General features: G+C 60.7%; 17 protein-coding genes and 1 pseudogene. 11 read left to right on the plus strand and 7 right to left on the minus strand.

Going from position 1 to position 19,112, the window contains the following annotated elements; all coding sequences use genetic code 11:
- Positions 1–9 precede the first annotated feature (9 nt).
- Positions 10–783, plus strand: a complete 774-nt coding sequence (gene rsmA / locus H9646_RS03225; RefSeq protein ID WP_191721903.1) for a 16S rRNA (adenine(1518)-N(6)/adenine(1519)-N(6))-dimethyltransferase RsmA — start codon at positions 10–12, stop codon at positions 781–783.
- Between the two features lie 86 nt (positions 784–869).
- Here the strand turns inward: rsmA and H9646_RS03230 are convergent, their stop codons facing one another.
- From H9646_RS03230 to H9646_RS03240, 3 genes are all read right to left on the minus strand, one after another.
- Positions 870–1,295 carry a barstar family protein gene (locus H9646_RS03230; protein WP_191722285.1) on the minus strand — a complete coding sequence of 142 codons (426 nt, stop codon included), beginning with the start codon at positions 1,293–1,295 and terminating at the stop codon, positions 870–872.
- Between the two features lie 128 nt (positions 1,296–1,423).
- A complete protein-coding gene (locus H9646_RS03235; RefSeq protein ID WP_191721904.1) occupies positions 1,424–1,831 on the minus strand; it encodes a ribonuclease domain-containing protein in 408 nt (135 codons plus the stop codon).
- Positions 1,832–1,961: 130 nt separating this feature from the next.
- Positions 1,962–4,271, minus strand: a complete 2,310-nt coding sequence (locus H9646_RS03240; RefSeq protein ID WP_191721905.1) for an NADP-dependent malic enzyme — start codon at positions 4,269–4,271, stop codon at positions 1,962–1,964.
- A gap of 275 nt (positions 4,272–4,546) precedes the next feature.
- Between H9646_RS03240 and H9646_RS03245 the strand changes: the two genes are divergently transcribed.
- Positions 4,547–5,548 carry a Bug family tripartite tricarboxylate transporter substrate binding protein gene (locus H9646_RS03245; protein WP_191721906.1) on the plus strand — a complete coding sequence of 334 codons (1,002 nt, stop codon included), beginning with the start codon at positions 4,547–4,549 and terminating at the stop codon, positions 5,546–5,548.
- Positions 5,549–5,793: 245 nt separating this feature from the next.
- On the opposite strand, the gene H9646_RS18350 is transcribed toward H9646_RS03245, so the two are convergent.
- Entirely contained in the window at positions 5,794–6,036 is a 243-nt protein-coding gene (locus H9646_RS18350; protein ID WP_225213994.1) for a DUF2061 domain-containing protein, read from the minus strand.
- 12 nt (positions 6,037–6,048) lie between these two features.
- Positions 6,049–6,243, minus strand: a pseudogene (locus tag H9646_RS18355) (DUF2061 domain-containing protein); the annotation flags it as partial.
- A 216-nt stretch (positions 6,244–6,459) separates the two neighbouring features.
- Between H9646_RS18355 and H9646_RS03255 the strand changes: the two are divergent.
- The 4 genes from H9646_RS03255 to H9646_RS03270 are packed head-to-tail and all read left to right on the plus strand — an operon-like array spanning position 6,460 to position 12,369.
- Complete coding sequence (locus tag H9646_RS03255) at positions 6,460–10,230, plus strand: PAS domain S-box protein (protein ID WP_191721908.1); 3,771 nt, start codon at positions 6,460–6,462, stop codon at positions 10,228–10,230.
- Positions 10,214–11,245: a response regulator gene (locus tag H9646_RS03260; RefSeq protein ID WP_191721909.1), complete on the plus strand. Its 1,032-nt coding sequence runs from the start codon at positions 10,214–10,216 to the stop codon at positions 11,243–11,245. The genes H9646_RS03255 and H9646_RS03260 overlap by 17 nt, the downstream gene beginning before the upstream one ends.
- A gap of 8 nt (positions 11,246–11,253) precedes the next feature.
- The gene (locus tag H9646_RS03265) at positions 11,254–11,784 is read left to right on the plus strand and encodes a GNAT family N-acetyltransferase (protein WP_191721910.1); all 531 of its coding nucleotides are present in this window, start codon (positions 11,254–11,256) and stop codon (positions 11,782–11,784) included.
- Positions 11,785–11,844: 60 nt separating this feature from the next.
- Positions 11,845–12,369 (plus strand): NUDIX hydrolase, encoded by a 525-nt coding sequence (locus tag H9646_RS03270; RefSeq protein ID WP_191721911.1) that lies wholly within the window; start codon positions 11,845–11,847, stop codon positions 12,367–12,369.
- 88 nt (positions 12,370–12,457) lie between these two features.
- On the opposite strand, the gene H9646_RS03275 is transcribed toward H9646_RS03270, so the two are convergent.
- Complete coding sequence (locus H9646_RS03275; protein ID WP_191721912.1) at positions 12,458–13,327, minus strand: nuclease-related domain-containing protein; 870 nt, start codon at positions 13,325–13,327, stop codon at positions 12,458–12,460.
- Positions 13,328–13,537: 210 nt separating this feature from the next.
- On the opposite strand from H9646_RS03275, the gene H9646_RS03280 reads away from it, so the two are divergent.
- Together H9646_RS03280 and H9646_RS03285 are read left to right on the plus strand one after the other, a co-directional pair.
- Complete coding sequence (locus H9646_RS03280) at positions 13,538–14,023, plus strand: hypothetical protein (RefSeq protein WP_191721913.1); 486 nt, start codon at positions 13,538–13,540, stop codon at positions 14,021–14,023.
- Between the two features lie 13 nt (positions 14,024–14,036).
- Positions 14,037–15,074: a Bug family tripartite tricarboxylate transporter substrate binding protein gene (locus H9646_RS03285; RefSeq protein ID WP_191721914.1), complete on the plus strand. Its 1,038-nt coding sequence runs from the start codon at positions 14,037–14,039 to the stop codon at positions 15,072–15,074.
- A 117-nt stretch (positions 15,075–15,191) separates the two neighbouring features.
- Here H9646_RS03285 and trxA read toward each other — a convergent pair whose 3' ends face one another.
- Positions 15,192–16,148: a thioredoxin gene (trxA, locus tag H9646_RS03290; RefSeq protein WP_191721915.1), complete on the minus strand. Its 957-nt coding sequence runs from the start codon at positions 16,146–16,148 to the stop codon at positions 15,192–15,194.
- A 244-nt stretch (positions 16,149–16,392) separates the two neighbouring features.
- On the opposite strand from trxA, the gene purE reads away from it, so the two are divergent.
- From purE to H9646_RS03305, 3 genes are read left to right on the plus strand one after another with little or no spacing between them, the layout of a single operon-like run.
- Complete coding sequence (purE, locus tag H9646_RS03295) at positions 16,393–16,890, plus strand: 5-(carboxyamino)imidazole ribonucleotide mutase (protein WP_191721916.1); 498 nt, start codon at positions 16,393–16,395, stop codon at positions 16,888–16,890.
- Positions 16,887–18,065: a 5-(carboxyamino)imidazole ribonucleotide synthase gene (locus tag H9646_RS03300; protein WP_191721917.1), complete on the plus strand. Its 1,179-nt coding sequence runs from the start codon at positions 16,887–16,889 to the stop codon at positions 18,063–18,065. Before purE ends, H9646_RS03300 begins: the two co-directional genes overlap by 4 nt.
- An 11-nt stretch (positions 18,066–18,076) precedes the next feature.
- Positions 18,077–19,075: an L-threonylcarbamoyladenylate synthase gene (locus H9646_RS03305; protein ID WP_191721918.1), complete on the plus strand. Its 999-nt coding sequence runs from the start codon at positions 18,077–18,079 to the stop codon at positions 19,073–19,075.
- The last annotated feature ends 37 nt before the right edge of the window (positions 19,076–19,112 follow it).

Raw genomic sequence — 19,112 nt, forward strand, 5'->3', positions numbered from 1 at the left:
TTTCCTCGCGTGAAACATATCCCTCGCAAACGTTTCGGCCAGAATTTTCTGACCGACCAAGGCATCATCGAATCCATCGTAGATGCCATCGATCCCAAGCCGGGCCAGCCTCTGGTCGAGATTGGCCCCGGCCTGATGGCGCTGACACAGCCGCTGGTAGAGCGCGCTGGCCAGATTACGGTCATTGAGCTGGACCGCGATTTGGCAGCCCGCCTGCGTACCAAGCCGCAGTTGAACGTCATTGAGTCCGACGTCCTCAAAGTGAACTTCACTGCGCTGGCCCAGGACCTGGGGGTGCCCAAGCTGCGCGTTGCAGGCAATTTGCCCTACAACATCTCGTCGCCCATTTTGTTTCACCTGCTGGAGCACGTGAACGTGGTGCAAGACCAGCACTTCATGCTGCAAAAGGAAGTCATTGACCGCATGGTGGCTGATGCGGGCAACTCGGACTACGGCCGTCTTTCTGTCATGCTCCAGTGGCGCTATGCCATGGAAAACGTGCTGTTTGTGCCGCCCGAGAGTTTTGATCCTCCTCCCAAGGTCAATAGCGCGGTGGTGCGCATGGTCCCCCGCGCCCAGCCTGCAGACCTGAACCCGCAGCTGCTGGAAGAGCTGGTGCGGGTAGCGTTCAGCCAGCGCCGCAAGATTTTGCGCAACACGCTGGGCAAATGGCTGGAAGAAAAAGGGTTCTCTGGCGAATTCGATCTGCAGCGCCGCGCCGAAGAAGTGTCGGTGGCCGAGTACGAAGCACTGGCTGCGCAGCTGTCTGCCATGAAGAGCTAACCACGCTTAACGCATCTGCGTTAGAGTCAGTCATTGCCATAAAAAAAGCGCCTCAGTTGGCGCTTTTTTTATGGTCCGTTTTCAGCTCACAAAAAAGAATAAAAGCAGCGGAATGCGATTTTGCGTTCACCCCAGTAATCGGCTGCATCGCGGAAACAATCCAGAAACTGCTCACGCATTTCTTTATCAAATTTATGGGCCAGGGGCAATTGGTCCAGCACCACGACGAAGCCCGGCTGCGGGCCAGCCTTGTGCAGCGGATCGGTCAAGCAGTCATACAGCGCATCGAAGTTTTTACCGAAATGTGCCGGAAAGTGAAACTGCACAGCAATCAGATCCAGCGCGTCTTGCTTGGTTTGCGCATGCGCCAGGTTGGCATACAGAAAGTGCTGCCCCGTCGTTTCGGCCGCTTGCTGCAGATCCGCAATACGGAACGCACGAATGGATTGCACGATGTTGCTGCGCACACCGCGCAAAAGGTTCTGGGGTTCGGGACAAGACGTAATGTCCATCTCCGTAATTCTTTCTATAGCTCGTAGCTGCCCACTCAAAATGGGGGCAGAGGGAGTAATGGAGAGCGCGCCAGCCCACAAGTTCCCTAACGCGGTATGGGTGCGATTCCAATCCAGGTCAAGTGCGCTCATGGCGTGATCTTCCGAAAACTGTTGTAGTGGTCGCTGGTGTAGTAACAAGCCTCGGGCTGCGTTGGTGGCTGGCCACCGCACACAATGCGCCTCGCCCCTCGATCTCTGGACCACGGTGTTCTGACAGTGTATTCACGGTAGTAGCCCCGTTTTTGAACGGGCAACAGTCGCTCACGATTGCCAAACACAGTGCCATCTTTGTCGTAGGGGAATGGGCCGCCCTTGAATATCAGCTGATAGGTAGTGCGTGCTTGGGACGGCAACTCCGCCAGAGATACCACGCTGTACTGCTCTGCATGCAGTGAGCTTCGGGCCTGCAATGCCGGCGCACAAAGCGACAGCGTTGCACCAATTGCCATAGCACCAACAGCTCGCAGCACTTGGCGGACGACCGCATCCAGCATCACGCAACACCTTTCAGGAATTCTGGTTCACCCCAGAAATTCGATCCGCAAGTGTGACGCAGCCCCCTGTAAATTGCAAGAAAAAAGGGCTGATTGCGATCAGCAATCAGCCCTTTGATGGGTTTACCGATTAACGGGCAACGTTTGCATCCGCCACGGTCAGCGCCGTCATGTTCACGATACGGCGCACCGTGGTGCTGGGTGTCAGCACATGCACCGGCTGGCTTGCCCCCAGCAAGACTGGACCAATGGCGATACCACCACCAGCGGCCTGCTTGAGCAGGTTGTAGGAGATATTGGCCGCATCAATGTTGGGCAGCACCAACAGATTGGCTGCACCGATCAGGGTGCTGTTGGGCATGAGCTTCAGGCGTGATGGGCCGTCCAGCGCGACGTCGCCGTGCATTTCGCCGTCCACTTCCAGCCAGGGTGCCTGAATGCGAAGCAGCTCCAGGGTCTGACGCATTTTGACGGCGCTGGGCTGGTTGCTGGAGCCGAAGTTGGAGTGGCTCAGCAGGGCAACCTTGGGCTTGATGCCAAAACGCATCATTTCTTCAGCCGCCATCACGGTGATCTCGGCCAATTGATCGGCCGTGGGGTCGTAGTTCACATGGGTGTCCACCAGGAACACCTGGCGCTCGGGCAGCATCAGCCCGTTCATGCAGGCGTAAGTGGTTGCTCCAGCACGTTTGCCAATCACCTGATCAATGTAGTTCAGGTGCAGCTGGGTGTTGTGCCACGTTCCGCAGATCAGGCCATCGACCTCACCCTTGTGCAGCAGCATGGAGCCGATCAAGGTCAGGCGGCGACGCATTTCGATCTTGGCGATCGGGGCGGTAATGCCCTTGCGCTCAGTCATGCGGTGGTAGGTCTGCCAGAAGTCGCGGTAGCGTGGATCGTCTTCCACGTTCACTACGTCATAGTCTTTGCCCTGCTCCAGGCGCAGGCCAAATTTTTCAATGCGCTGGGCAATGATGGCGGGGCGGCCAATCAAAGTGGGGCGGGCAATTCGCTCGTCCACCACGATTTGCGCCGCGCGCAGCACGCGCTCTTCTTCGCCTTCCGAGTAAGCCACACGCTTCTTGGCGGCCTTCTTGGCAGCCATGAAGATGGGCTTCATGACCGTGCCCGAAGCGTAGACAAACGTCTTGAGATGCTCGCGGTAAGCGTCCATGTCTTGGATGGGGCGCTGGGCCACACCGCACTCGGCAGCTGCCTTGGCCACCGCCACCGCCACAACCAGCATCAGGCGGGGGTCGAACGGTTTGGGGATCAGGTATTCAGGGCCAAAGCTCAGGTCGTGGCCCACATAGGCTGCGGCAACTTCTTCAGATTGCTCGGCCTGTGCCAGCGCAGCAATGGCGTGCACGGCTGCAATTTCCATCTCTGTGGTGATGGTGGTGGCCCCGCAATCGAGCGCACCACGGAAGATGTAGGGGAAACACAGGACGTTGTTGACCTGGTTGGGGTAGTCGGTACGACCCGTGGCGATGATGGCATCGTCGCGCACAGCCTTCACGTCTTCCGGCAGGATTTCCGGGTTGGGGTTGGCCAGCGCGAAGATGACGGGCTTGTCCGCCATTTTTGCAACCATGTCCTTTTTCAGCACATTGCCAGCCGAAAGCCCCAAAAAGACGTCTGCGCCTTCAATCACTTCGCTCAGCGTGCGATGGTCGGTCTTTTGCGCAAACAGTGCTTTGTCTTCGTCCATCAGCTCGGTACGGCCTTCATGGACCACACCTGCGATGTCGGTGACAAATACGTTTTCGCGCTTCAGGCCCACTTCCAGCAGCAGGTTCAGGCAGGCCAGCGCCGCAGCACCCGCACCCGATGTCACCAGCTTGACCTGCGCAATGTCCTTGCCCGCTACCTTCAGGGCATTGACCATGGCTGCAGCCACGGTGATGGCCGTGCCGTGCTGGTCATCGTGAAAGACCGGAATGTTCATGCGCTTGCGCAGTTCGCGCTCGACGTAGAAACACTCGGGAGCCTTGATGTCTTCCAGGTTGATGGCACCAAAGGTTGGCTCCAGCGCGGCGATCACTTCCACCAGCTTTTGCGGGTCTTTTTCGTCGATTTCGATGTCAAAGACATCCACGCCGGCGAACTTCTTGAACAGTACGCCCTTGCCTTCCATCACCGGCTTGGAAGCCAGTGCACCAATGTCACCCAGGCCCAGCACCGCCGTGCCGTTGGAGATCACGCCTACCAAGTTGCCACGGCTGGTGTACTTGAACGCAGCAGCGGGGTCTTTGACAATCTCTTCGCAAGGAGCCGCCACGCCGGGCGAGTAAGCCAGCGCCAAGTCGTGCTGATTGGCCATGGGCTTGGTGGCTGCAATGGTGATCTTGCCTGGCTTGGGAAACTCGTGGTACTCCAGTGCAGACTGACGCAGCAGCGCACGTTTATCAGGCAAAGCAGGGGTGTTGTTCTCGGACATGTCGTCTCGTCTCCCAGGACGCAAAAGGTTGCGATTGCACCCTGCTATTGTTTTAGGACGGTGCAATCTCAGAAAGTCAGAAATCCATTGTAGGGGCTGACTCTCCAATACGGGCGGGTGTTCTGGTGCTGGCTAGGGTCAAACACTTGCAACCGCATAGTGCCCAATCCTGGCCCCAGCCATTCAGAAAAAAGACGGCACGTTGCCATGTCCGCCAAGTTTTAGCCGCTATGCTCTGCGCCATTAACCCTACTAAACACTGATTAGGATTTCTAATGAAGCAGCTGGCGAATTCTTCTGTCTCCATCTGGCGTGCCGCTCTGGGCACAATGGCCCTGGCCGCAGCCACCATGGCGGGCACAGCACACGCAGCGGACAACTACCCCAGCAAACCCATCACGCTGGTGATTCCGTATTCGGCAGGTGGATCGACCGACATTCTGGGTCGCTTGCTGGCGCAAAAGCTGGGCGAGAGCATGAATGCCAGCGTGATTGTGGAGAACAAGCCTGGCGCCAATGGCACCATTGGCGTGGATCGCGTGGCCAAGGCTGCACCCGACGGGTACACCATTGTGCTGGGTGACGTCGGCGGCCTGGCAATCTCGCCCAGCCTCTACCCCAAGCTGCCCTACCAGCCCATGAAGGATCTGGTCCCGGTGAGCCTGGTGGGCCGCAGCCCGCTGGTGCTGACAGTGGGTAACAACAGCCCGCTGAAATCGCTGAACGAGCTGACCGCAGCGGCCAAGGCCGAGCCCTCCAAGCTCAACTACCCCTCATCTGGCACCGGCGGCCCCAACCACATGGGCGGCGAGCTGTATGCCATGCAGGCCAATGTGAAGGTCACGCACGTGCCTTACAAAGGCAGCGCACCCTCGGTGGTGTCGCTGGTGGCGGGTGAAACCGACTTTGGTTTCCTGACCGCAGTCACGATCAACGCCCAGCTCAAAGCCGGCAATCTGCGCGCACTGGCGGTGGCCCACGACAGCCGCCTGCCCGCCATGCCCGATGTACCCACCATGAATGAAGCAGGCCTGAAAGGCTTCATGGCCGACGCCTGGTTCATGGCCGCAGTGCCCGCTGGCACACCGCAGCCCATCGTGGATCGCCTGTACAGAGAAATCGCCAAAATCTTGCCGCAGGAAGACGTCAAGGCCAAGCTCGATTCCGTAGGCGTGCTGCCTGCGGGCCTGAGCCCCAAGGCATCCACCACGTTTTTGCGCAATGAAATCGCCAAGTGGAACGAAGTGGTCAAGACCGCGAAAATTACGCTGGACTGAGCACTGCTCGCTGCATAAAAAATCCCCTGCAATTCAGATTGCAGGGGATTTTTTTATGAGCATCGATCGCTTATCACATTGCACTTTCAAATACATTTGATTTTAAAAACACCAGTACATAAGCGATACCAGCTCCTTTTTTAGATGTGGCACTGACCCATGCTGGCCAGTCGCTGCAACAGCCAGTGCTCAAATATCTTCCATCCAGAAGTGGACATATACCGCTCCTTAGTGTGTTGGCAGGCTCAGGCCGTGTGCTGCATCGCAGTAGACGGTGCACAGCACGCTGCATGCACCAGGCCTTGTGTCTTTTTTTCCCAGATTTTCTCGTGCAGAAAAAAGAACAGCATCTGCACCGTCGGCTCCAGCAAGCTGAGCGTCAGCGCGGCCACCGCATCTGCAGTCACGGCATAGGCCACTCCAGCGGCAACCACCAGGTGCACTGCGTAATAGCTGGCCGTTTTCACCAGCGTGCGAAAGCGCTGCAAAGGCGCATGCGCCCAGGCTTTATCGTGCAAAAAATACACCACTGCCTGCACGCTGGGCTCCAGCAGGCTGAGTGTGAGTGCCACCCACCAGTTGCCAGTCACCGCATAGGCCACCGCAGCAGCGACCCCAATGTGGACCACGTAATAACTGGCCGTTTTGAGCAAGGCGGTTTCGTTTTTTTGCAGCAGGTGCAAGAGGTGGGTCATGACATTGTTTTTCGACAGCATTCACAAATGATAATTATTCGTGATTGAGATGTGAATTTGAGAGTTTCAATCTCCATCATCTGCTTTGCCTATGCCGCATGCCTGTGCAACGTTGCGACAAATCAGTGAATGCCCTTGTTTTCTTTGTAAGTTAACTCCTACAGAGAAGAAAAAACGAGGCAATATCCTGCATCTTTCTGCCCTGTCTGCCCCTGTATGTGGATCCGTTTCCTCACTGACGATACTGCCTACGTGCCCATGCAATGGGCATGGATGGACCCACCACTCGTTGCGCTCTCCATCGCGGTAGCCATCATGACCGCCATGCTGACCCTGCACCTTGCAGGTTTGGCACAACAGGCGACAAAAAGATGGGCAGGCCAGCTCCTGAAGACCGCCGGTGCCCTCATGCTGGGCGGCGGCGTATGGGCCATGCACTTCATCGGCATGCTGGCTTTCACGCCATGCGCCACCAGTGATTTCTCCACGATGCACCGCGCCCTGTCTGCGCTTCCCAGCCTGGCGGCTGCGTGGCTGCTTGTGCACACCCTGCAACGCAAAAACCCGCCATGGAGCACGGTGCTCCTGAGTGGCGTAGCGCTGGGTCTGGGGGTAGCGGCCATGCACTTTTGGGGCATGGCTTCGTCTGAAGCTTCGTATTCGATGTACTACGCCCCCTTAGGTCTGGCGCTGGCACTGGCGCTGGGCACCGCCATTGCCGTGTTCTCCGTGGTGGTGTATCGCCGCATGCAAGACATCGGTGCCCAGCCACTGCACATCACCCTGCTCAGTGGGGCCGTGCTAGGGCTGGCCACGGCCAGCCTGCACTACATCGCCATGGATGCCATCTACCTGCCGGTGGGCCCTGACCCTTTGGGCACCGTGCCGCTGGATGGCCCCTGGACGCTGCTTACCACCACCGCTGCCATTGGCTTGCTGATTGGCTTGCTGATTCTGATCGGCCATATCGCCCTGCGCTGGAGCCAGATGTTTGCGCAGATTCAGCGCAGTGAAGCACGCCTGCAGGCTGTGGTCGATACTGCGGTGGACGGCATCGTCATGATTGAGGGCGATGGCCGCATCTGCGCTTTCAACCCCGCAGCGCAGCGCCTGCTGGGATGGCGGGCAGAGGAGGTCATTGGCCGCAATGTCAGCACCTTGATGCCTGCGCCCCACCAGCAGGCGCACGATGGCTACTTGCAGCGCCACCTGGCAACTGGTCACACCAGCATCATCGGTTCAGGCCGCGAAGTACACGCCTTGCACAAAAATGGCGATCTGATTGATGTGCGGCTGGCTGTAGGCCGCGCCACCATGGCCGACCAACCCCTGTTTGTGGGCTTTCTGACGGACATGCGCCAACGAAAGACCATGGAAAAGTCGCTGCGCCAAAGCGAAGAACAACTGCGCACACTGATCAGCAACATTCCGGGTGTCACTTTTCGTCGCGCCCCCCACACGTCATGGACCCCCCTGTTCCTGAGTACCCCGGTGGAGGCCCTGACGGGCTGGCCAGCCGAAGCCCTGATGGCCCAGGCCCAGCGCATGGAGCAGTTGCTTGTGCAGGCAGACATTGCCGGCCTGCACCGCACGGTCAGTGAAGCGCTGGAATCCGGCGTGGCCTACTCCCACGAATACAGGCTGCGCCACCGCGACGGCAGTCTGCGCTGGGTGACCGAAAGCGGTCGCTGTGTCTATGACGACCAGGGCCAGGCGCGCTGGATTGACGGGGTACTGATCGACCACACCGAGACCAAGGCGCGCAACGCAGAGTTCGAAGGCACGGTCGCCGCCATCAACCGGGCCGTGGCCGTCATTGACTACAGCCTGGATGGCTACGTCCTGACCGCCAACCCCAACTTTCTCCAACTCTTTGGCTACACGCTCGATGATGTACAGGGCGAGCACTTCAGCATGTTCTGTGTCGACTCGCCGCAGGTGCAGGCGCAAGACGCGGACATCTGGCTGGCCCTGCAGCGTGGCGAACATGTCAGCTTAGAGTGCCAGGCACGCAGCAAGGACGGCAGCTTGCTGTGGGTACAGACGACATTCAGCCCCTTGCTGGATGCCAGTGGCAAGCCGCTGCGCATCACCCAGTTGCTCACAGACATCACCGCCAGCCGCACGCTGGCCCAGGAGCTGCTGCAAGCCAAGGAAAAAGCCGAGGCAGCCGCCGCCGCCCGCAGCACCTTTTTGGCCAATATGAGCCACGAAATTCGCACCCCCATGAATGCCATCATCGGGTTCTCGGAAGCCTTGCTGGACACCCCCCTGCGCCCCACCCAAGAGCGCTATGTGGAGACGGTGTACCGCTCTGCTCGCTCCATGCTGCGCCTGCTCAACGACATTCTGGATACCGCCAAGCTGGACAAGGGCGCCGTGCAGATAGAGCTCGATGATTTCTCTGTCGCCGACATGTGCAACCTGGTGGTGGGTGCCCAGCGCATTGAGGCCGAAAAGAAAGGCTTGCAGCTGCAGCTGGACATTCGCTCTGACGTGCCCCGCTATCTGCGTGGCGATGCCCTGCGGATTCAGCAGATCGTGACCAACCTGATGGGTAATGCCGTCAAGTTCACCGAGCACGGCCATGTGCGCCTGGATGTGGCTTACGACCAAGGATTGCTGCACCTGCACATTCAGGACACGGGCATTGGCATTGCACAAGACAAGCTGGAGCACATTTTTGCCCCTTTCGCGCAAGCCGACGCCTCCACCACCCGCCGCTATGGCGGCACCGGGCTGGGCACCACCATCTCCCGCCAGCTGGCCCAATTGATGGGAGGCGACATCGGCATACACAGCCGCGTGGGTGAAGGCACGCAATTTCATGTCCGCCTGCCGTTGCTAGTCGGGGAAGCGCCCCAAAGCATGGTGCCCGCCAGCATTGCGCCATTGCCTGCGCTGCACATTCTGTGTGTGGACGATGTGCCGCAAAACCTGGAGTTGCTGCAGGTGGTCATGCGCCGCTACGGTCACACGGTGGACCTTGCGCACAACGGCCTGCAAGCCGTACAGCTGCGCCAGACGCAAGTGTTTGACCTCATCTTGATGGACTTGCAGATGCCCCACATGGATGGGCTGGAAGCTTCACGCACCATCCGCACCTGGGAAACTGCACACGCGCACACCGCCATCCCCATCATTGCGCTGTCTGCCAGCGTTTTGGAGCAAGACCGCCGCGCCTCCGATGAAGCGGGCATGAATGGCTTTGCGGCCAAGCCGCTGGAGCCGCACAAACTCATGCAGGAAATTGCGCGTGTGCTGCACGCCCGCACAGACCCGCGCAGCGACACAGCCACCACAGCCCAGGCGCCTGTGCACACGCACCACCCCATGGATGGCACGGTGGCAGACTGGCGCAGCGGACTGCAACTGTGGGGCGGCCCCGGCCCCTTGCGCGCAGCATGGGCACGCTTCATGGCAGAGCAGCAAAACCGTGTGCCAGAGCTGCACAGCCTCTCGCAGGATGGCGACTGGACAACGGTTGCCGCCATCATTCACCGCATGCGCGGCGCTTCTGGCAATCTGGCATTGCTGCAGTTGCACGCCGTGCTCGAGCAGATGGAACACGACAGCCGCAACAGCGACACGGCGGCTTTCGAAAAACAGCTGCCCAATCTGGTTGCCGCACTGGCGCATGTGGAAGCCTTGCTGCGCGCCACAGAGCCCGCTGCTTCAGCACACAGCAGCGCTGCGCCTGCTTGCCTGACGGCCCTTTCGGCCCTTTCGGCCCTTTCGGCCCCTGCCCGCGCGCAAATGGGTGAGGCACTTGAGCGCATCGCCTGTGCCTTGCAGGCCGGCGAAATCGATGGCCAGGCGCTGCAGCATTTATGCCTGCTGCTGCCCAGTGCAGACACCGCAGCGCTGCAAGCTGCGTTAGATATTTTTGATCTGGACCATGCCTTGCACTGTGTGCGTGCACTGGCGCAATCGCTGCCCCCCACACCCCACCACCTCAGGAACACGGCCGATGCTGCCCAGCCATGAAGACCGCAGGCCCCGCCTGCTGCTGGTCGATGATGAACCCACCAATTTGCATGTGCTGCGCCAGATTCTGGGCACCTCCTACCGCCTGCAATTTGCCACCGATGGCGCCAAGGCCCTGCAACTGGTGCAGCAGCAAAAGCCCGACCTGATCTTGCTGGACATCATGATGCCCACGCTCAGCGGCTATGAAGTCTGCCGCCAGCTCAAGGCCAGCGCGCAGACGCAGAATATTCCGGTGATTTTTGTCTCGGCCCTGTCCGATATGGGCGATGAAGCCGAAGGCTTTGATGCCGGCGGCGTGGACTACATCGTCAAGCCAGTGCGTGCACCCATCGTTCTGGCACGTGTGCGCACGCACCTGTCGCTGGTCAGAACCGAAGCCCTGCGCCAGTCACGGCTGCACATCGTGCAGCGCCTGGGCCGTGCTGCCGAATACAAAGACAACGAAACCGGCATGCATGTGCTGCGCATGAGCCACTTCTCGCATGCCTTGGCGCTGGCCATTGGCTGCAGCCCGGAATGGGCCGACGAGCTGCTGCACGCTGCACCCATGCACGATGTGGGCAAGATTGGCATTCCTGATGCGGTGCTGCTCAAACCCGGCCCCCTGACCGACAGCGAGTGGCAGATCATGCGCCAGCACCCGGCCATTGGTGCTGAAATTCTGGGCGAAGACGACAACGGCATTCTGCAACTGGCGCGCAGCATCGCCCTGACCCACCATGAAAAGTGGGATGGCTCGGGCTACCCGGCAGGCCTGCGCGGCAACGCCATACCGCTGGCAGCGCGCATTGTGGCCATTGCCGATGTCTTTGATGCCCTGACCTCCGTGCGCCCCTACAAGCGCGCATGGTCGGTCGACAGCGCCATGGCACACATCCAGAGCCAGGCGGGCCTGCACTTTGACCCTGATCTGGTTCCCGTCTTCCTGTCCCTGCGCGAGCAGCTGGAAACCATCCGCCAGCGCTGGAAAGATGAAGCGCCAGAACCCGTGACTGCCGACTGCCTTGGATAATGCAGGGCATGACTGTGTCTGCCCTGCCTTCTGCCTGGACGGTGCGCCCTTTGGACGCACACGATGTTGATAGCCTGCTGCACGTGCAAACCATTTGCTATGGCGATGATTTTCTTGAAAGCCGCGCTGTCTTTGCCCAGCGCCTGGCCTGCCCGCACCAGTGCTCCATTGGCGTGGTGCGCACTGGTGAGCAGACCTTGAGCGCCTACCTGGCGGCCTACTGGTCCAGCCCCGGAAAGATCACGCCTTTGGACGGTGCTTTCACGCCCCCTGCCACTGCCACGCAGGTGCTGTACCTGCACGACATGTCGGTACTGCCGCAACTGGCGGGCCAAGGCGTGGCACGCCATCTGGTGCAGCACCTGTTTGCACGCGCACGCCAGCGCCGCCTGCAGCACGCTGCGCTGGTATCGGTGCAGGGTTCACAGGCTTATTGGGAACGTCAAGGCTTTTCTGTATGCCCCGTGATGGATGAGCAACAGTTCATGCACCTTAAAACCTATGGTGACGGTGCTCTGTACATGACGGCAACGCTCTAATTTCTGACAGTTGCGCGATTGACTGACAGGCGCCGCAAATGGCATCGCCATAATGCGCGCATGCCAAACCGATGGAAACCCAATGTCACGGTCTCGGCCGTGATCGAGCGTGATCAGCGTTTTTTGCTGGTGGAAGAGCACACGGCCGATGGCCTGCGCCTCAATACCCCCGCCGGCCACCTGGATCCTGCCGAAACCCCTGTGCAGGCCTGCGTGCGCGAAGTACTGGAAGAGACGGCCCACAGCTTCACCCCCACGGCGCTGGTCGGCATCTACATGAACCGGTTCATCCGCACCCGCACCGGCTCTGACATCACCTACATGCGCTTTGCATTCACCGGTGAGCTGGGCATGTACCACGTGCACCGCAAGCTCGATGAAGGCATCGTGCGCACCGTATGGCTTTCGCTGGAAGAGCTGCACGCCAGCGCCCACCTGCACCGCAGCCCCGTGGTGCTGCAATCGGTGCGCGACTATCTGGCGGGGCAGCGCTTTGATGTCAGCCTGATTCAGGCCGACCCCAGCATCTACAGCGTGCCAGAGCCTACGCCGCATACGCAGGATTTACTCTCCAGCCTCAAATAAAAGAGAGCGGTTAACGCTTACCAAATAAGCATTTCAGCATCTTTTAATGCCGAAGTGACTGTATTTATTACGCTATCAGCTCTCTTTTTCATACCACCTCCGGCAATTCTGCGCGCATGAACCGGCAGTGCGGAAACCGCGCACAGCGCCAGAAATAGCGCGATGCGCCTTCAGCGACCGGCTCGGTGCGCAGCACGGCCTCCGTGCACAGCTCGGGTTCGGTACTGCGCAGTGCGATGGGTGCAGCAACGGGTACAGGCGCAGAAACCGCAGCGCCAGCCATCTTGCGGCTTGGCACCTTGGGCCGCGGCGCAGCATGGCGTGCACGCACATTTTCTACGTGCGCACGGTGCGTGGCACGTGTGGCCTGCAGCCTTTTTTGTGACAGGGCTTGCCGCCACTGCGCGACCTCCTGCTCGGTCCAGACCACCTCGGTATGGGCTTGAATAAAAGCCACGCAATCGCGCCCTTGCGTGACACACGCGGGCATCTCGGTCTTGAAGTGGCTATGGCCCGTAAACACCACCACCGAGTGCAGGTTCTGCAGCGGCACCTGCAGCACCTGCTGCAAAGCCTTGATGTGGAGCCAGTTCTGGTGCAACGGGTTTTGAAAAGCGGTGCGGTGCCTGTAAATGGATTGCGTCCATTTCTTTTGTTTTTCTGAGCCAAAAATCCAGCCCTGCATGTGCTTGGTCTCCAGCACAAACAGGCCGTACGGCGACACCACCACATGGTCAATCTGGGTAGTTTTTCCATCGGCCAGCCGCAGGGTGACGTTGTGCACGCAGTGGTAGTGCAGCGGGTTCAGATCTCGTGCCAGCCATTGCTGCACCTTGCGCTCGCCCCACCAGCCCTTGAACCGGGGTGAACGCAGCACCCCGGCCAGCAGCGCCACGCCAGCGGCCAGCACCACCCACATCCACAACACCCCCTGCACCTGCTGCAACACTGTCGCCATGCCTGCCCCCTTTGTTGGCTGCAGAGCATAGCGGCCATGAAAACGGTGCCGCAAGGGCTCCTTCACCCTTCGGCTCAGAAAAACCATGCAGTGGCGCACTCAACGCTCAGATGTTTGCCTCATGAGCAAACAAAAAATCATTCGTTTTAGAAAACACAGTGGCTTCTTACAGTGGCATTCATTGATATTGCCAGCCGAAAGAAGCGCCTGATGACCGACCGCGATGCCCCGTTGCCCACTCCTGACACCCTGTCTCTGCTGCTGGCCAGCCAGGGCATTACAGCCCCTGAAGCACAGGCTGCCGTTCACGCAGGCCTGCAGGTGCTGCAGGACTTTCTGCGCACCTTCAACGCCCGTGACGCCCATGCATGGGCCCAGGTCATGAACTACCCGCATGTGCGCTTTGCGGGAGAGCAAGTGACCGTCTGGGACAACGCACTCGACTATGCCGCCAGCAATGACCTGGCCCCGCTGTCTGCAACCGGCTGGGCCTACAGCCGCTGGGACTTCATCCGCCCAGTGCAGGCAGACGCCACCAAGGTGCACTTTGCGCTGCAGTTCACCCGCTACGACACGCACCATCGCGCCCAGCAGTCCTACCAGGCGCTGTATGTAGTGACCTTGCACAACGGCCACTGGGGCGTGCAGTCGCGCTCCAGCTATGCCGGCATTCTGGCCCCCGGTGCTGCTTTCTGAGGAGCCCGTTGACATGCCCTCCCCACTCTTTGCCCCAAGTGCCCAGCGCACACTGTCGCGGCGCAGCTGGCTGCACAGCGCCATAGCGGCCAGCACGGCTTTCACCACTGCAGGCCTGGGCCTGCCTCTGTCCGCCCAGGCCAAGCAAGCGGCCACCTATCCCGCACGTCCCCTGAAAGTGATCGTGCCCTACCCTGCAGGCGGTGTGATTGATGTCACAGCCCGCGCAGTCACCGATGCACTGGCCCAGCGCTGGGGCCAGCCGGTCATCGTAGAAAACCGCCCCGGCGCCAATGGCAACCTGGGTGCCCATGCGGTGCACCAGGCCACGCCCGACGGTTACACGCTGCTGATCGGCTCCATGTTCACGGTCATCAACCCATTGACCGACAGCAGCACCCGTTACCGCACCAGCGACTTTGTCCCCGTGGCCAGCATCGGCAGCACGCCCAATGTGTGGGTGGTGCCAGCCTCCGCCCCCTGGCACACACTGCACGACTTTCTTGCACAGGCTCGCCAGCAGCCCGGGGCCTTCAACGTTGCCAACCCGGGGCAAGGCAGCTCCAACCACCTGGGGGTGGAGCGACTGGCTGCCGCTGCGGGCATACAGCTCACGCAGATCAACTACCAGGGCCAGCCACCGTTCATTACCGATCTGATCAATGGCCAGCTGCATATCGCCCCGCTGACCGCAACGCTCGCCTTGCCGCACATCCAAAGTGGCAAGCTGCGCGCCCTGGCTGTGGCGGCACCCACACGCCTGGCGGCACTGGCCCAAGTGCCCACGCTGAGCGAGCAGGGCCTGAGCGATGCCACGGTCGTGCCATGGAGCGGCTTCATGGCACCTGCTGGCACACCCGAGGCCATCGTGGCCCAGCTGCAGGCCGCCATTGTGCAAGTGCAGGCCCAGCCTGCGGTGCTGCAGCGCTATGCCGCATTGCAGGCCCAGGCACCCGAACGCCCGCAAGACTTTGCACAGCTGGTGCAGCATGAGCAGCAACGCTGGGCTTTGGTACTGGGCCGCACTGAACAAACAGCCAAAGCGCGCTGATACGCGGGCATACACACTGATCAGAAAGGCAAAAAGGCCACCTTGAAGGTGGCCTTTGCGTTGTGCGCAGAAACTCTGCTCTGCCAAGTGCAGGCTGCGCGTCTGGCAGCTACGGCGTCAGTTCAGCGCCATGCTCAATTTGCGTCGGTAGCTGTTGACCAGCGCCGTGGCCTGGTCTTGCTCGGCAGTGTTCTTGCCCAGCAGTTCAATGCCACCGGCTGTCTTGCCGGGTACGGCATCGGGCTTTTTGGGCTTGGCCGGAGCCAGCAGTTCCAAAATGCCAACAAACAGCTTGCGCGCAGCCTGTCCGTTCCATTCCTTGTCGCGCATGATGATCTCCAGCAGCTCGTCCATGGCTGCCGTCCACTGGCCTTCTGCCGCCAGCACCTGCGCCTTAGCAAAACGGGTGTCAAAGTCGCGCTTGTTTTGCGCAATGGCGGCATCAAACTGCGCCAGCTCCCAGTTGCCGCGCTCGTCTTGCTGCACAAACAGCATGCACTGCAGCCAGTGCTGCAGGGCTTCAAACTGCAGTGGCTTGGGAATGCGCTTGAGCGGCTCGTGCAGCAAGGACGCGGCCTGCTCGTAGTCGCCACTGGCAATCAGCAGGCGCACATAGTCAAAGCGCGCATCATCGTTGCTGGGGTCAGCGGTCAGTGCATCGGCCAGCTTTTGCAGGGCAGCCTGGGTGTCGCCCGATTCGATCAGTTGCTGGGCCTCGTCCACCTCGGACTCGGCCATCAGCTCGCCCTCAGAAGGCAGGTGCTTGTCCAGAAATTCACGCACCTGACCTTCAGTCTGTGCCCCCATGAAACCATCCACCGGCTTGCCACCCACCATCAGCACGCAGGTGGGCACGCTGCGAATACCGAACATGCCGGCAATTTGCTGGTTGGCGTCCACATCCACCTTGGCCAGCTTGAAGCGGCCTGCGTAGGCAGCCTCCAGCTTTTCCAGCGTGGGCACCAGCGTTTTGCAGGGGCCGCACCAGGTGGCCCAGAAATCGACCAGCACGGGCGTTGCCATGGAGGCGGCAACCACCTCAGATTCAAAATTCTCTACGGTGATATCAATCATGTATCCATCCCAGTGCAGTGCGCACACTGCGCAAGCCATTGATCAGCGCCTTGCAGGCGTACAACGCGTCATTCTCTAGCAATTCAAGTGCACATTCGTGCCAGCCAGCTACAGAGATAAGCGCCGGGCACCAGATTTCAAGCCCGCGCAGGGGCAGACGACCCCGCAACCCTGTGTGTCTGGGGCTTACCCGTAAAATCGCAGCTTCCACTAGGCCGGGCCGCAAGCGCCCTCGAGAGAGAACATGAACTCCATCCAGATCGGTGTGGTCATGGGTTCCAGCAGCGACTGGGACACCATGCAGCACGCAGTTGCCATCCTTCAGCAATTCGGTATCGCCCACGAAGCGCAAGTGGTTTCGGCCCACCGCATGCCTGACGACATGTTCCGCTACGCAGAGGCCGCTGCGGGCCGTGGCCTCAAAGCCATCATTGCTGGGGCTGGCGGCGCAGCCCACCTGCCCGGCATGATTGCCGCCAAGACCCCCGTGCCCGTGCTGGGTGTGCCCGTGGCCAGCCGCCACCTGCAAGGCGTGGATTCACTGCACTCCATCGTGCAAATGCCCAAGGGCGTGCCTGTGGCCACTTTCGCCATTGGTGCTGCAGGTGCTGCCAACGCTGCCTTGTTTGCCGTTGCCCTGCTGGCCAATGAAGACCCCGCACTGCGCGCCAAGCTGGAGGCCTTTCGCGCCGAGCAAACAGCCGCAGCCCGCGCCATGACTTTGCCCCCCGTCGCCGTATGAACGCCCCTGTCGACACCCACAAGGTGATCCTGCCCGGTGCCACTTTGGGCGTACTGGGTGGCGGCCAGCTGGGCCGCATGTTTGCGCATGCCGCGCAAGCCATGGGCTATTTCACCGCCGTACTGGATCAGGACGCCACCAGCCCTGCAGGGCTGGTCAGCCACCACCACGTGCGCACAGCTTATGAAGACCCGCAGGGCCTGACCGAGCTGGCGCAACTGTGCGCAGCCGTCACCACCGAGTTTGAAAACGTACCTGCGGGTGCGCTCAACCAGCTGGCGGCCAGCCTGCCCGTGTCGCCCGCCGGTGCATCGGTGGCCATCGCCCAGGACCGTGCTGCTGAAAAAGCCCATTTTGTGAAGTGCGGCGTGCCCTGCGCGCCCTACGCCGTGATCGAGTCGCCCGAGCAACTGGCCGCCGTGAACGATGCGCTGCTGCCCGGCATCTTGAAAACAGCCCGCATGGGCTATGACGGCAAGGGCCAGATTCGCGTCAAAACCCGCGCTGAACTGGTGGCTGGCTGGCAAGAGCTGGGCCGCGTGGCCTGTGTGCTGGAAAAAATGCTGCCCCTGGCCCACGAATGCTCTGTCATCGTGGCGCGTGGCCGTGACGGCACCATCGTGAACCTGCCCGTGCAGCGCAACCTGCACCGCGACGGCATTCTGGCTGTGACCGAGGTGTATGAGGGCAACCTGCCTGCCACACAGGTAGAGCAAGCGATTACCGCTGCGAAATCGGTCGCCATCGGCCTGGACTATGTCGGTGTGCTGTGCGTGGAGTTCTTCGTGCTGGACAACGGTCAGCTGGTGGTCAACGAAATTGCTCCGCGCCCACACAACAGCGGTCACTACAGCCAGAACGCCATGGATGTCTCGCAGTTTGAATTGCAGGTGCGCAGCATGACCAACCTGCCGCTGGTGCAGCCGCGCCAGCACAGCGCCACCATCATGCTCAACCTGCTGGGTGATCTGTGGTTCAAGGACAGCGACACGGCCCAAGCACCGGCATGGGATCAGATTTTGGCCCTGCCCGGCTGCCACCTGCACCTGTACGGCAAGGTCGATGCCAAGCGCGCCCGCAAGATGGGGCACTTGAACATCACCGCCGCCACGCCCGAGCAGGTGCGCGCCACGGCACTTAAAGCTGCCGGCATTCTCGGCATTGCCGCGTTTTAAGAGGACCGCACGTGATTTTGGATGGAACGCTGGACGCCTCGGTGCACGCCGCTGCTGCTGCCCTGCAGCGCGGTGAGCTGCTGGGCCTGCCCACGGAAACGGTTTACGGTCTGGCGGCCGATGCAGACAACGACAGCGCCGTAGCCCAGATCTTTACGGCCAAAGGGCGCCCTGCCAACCACCCACTCATCGTGCATGTGGCCGATGCCCAGGCCATCACGCACTACGCCAAAGCAGTGCCGCTGTTTGCGCAGCAACTCATCGAGGCGTTCTGGCCCGGCCCGCTCACCCTGATCCTGCCGCGCCTGCCGCATGCCGCCAAGGCATCGACCGGCGGACAAGACAGCGTGGGCCTGCGCTGTCCCTCACACCCCGTGGCACATGCGGTGCTGCGTGCATGCCAGGTGCTGACCCCACCCGTGTGGGGCGTCTCGGCCCCCAGCGCCAACAAGTTTGGCCGCGTCAGCCCTACCACCGCACAGCATGTCGCCACAGAATTTGGGGATGACTTGCTGGTGCTGGATGGCGGTGCCTGCGAGGTGGGCATTGAATCGACCATCGTCGACTGCACACGCGGTGTACCCGTGCTGCTGCGCCCCGGAGCCATCACGCGGGAGGATATTGCGCGTGTCTGCGGCCAGAGACCACTCTCCAAAGAAGAGCTGCAAGCGAATACCCCACGGGCCTCCGGCACCCTTTTGGCCCACTACGCTCCGAACGCCAAAGTGCGTTTAATGCCCGCCAAGCAACTGCAGTCGGCCCTCGACCTGCTGGGTGCAGACGGCACGCGCATTGCGGTCTACCACCGCAGTGCGCTCACATCCGCCTCCCAAGGTGTGCACCTGCGGGCCATGCCCCAGCAAGCACTGGCAGCCGCGCGTGAACTGTTTGGCACGCTGCGCGACTTTGACGAAATGGGCATCCAGCTCATCTGGATTGAAACCCCACCCGAGACCAGCGACTGGGAAGGCGTGCGCGACCGCCTGCAGCGCGCAGCGGCGGCGGGTTAGCCCTGCGCCTAGCAACTGGCACACTCCAACCCACAGA

This window comes from Comamonas avium, from assembly GCF_014836675.1.
Classification (GTDB): domain Bacteria; phylum Pseudomonadota; class Gammaproteobacteria; order Burkholderiales; family Burkholderiaceae_C; genus Comamonas; species Comamonas avium.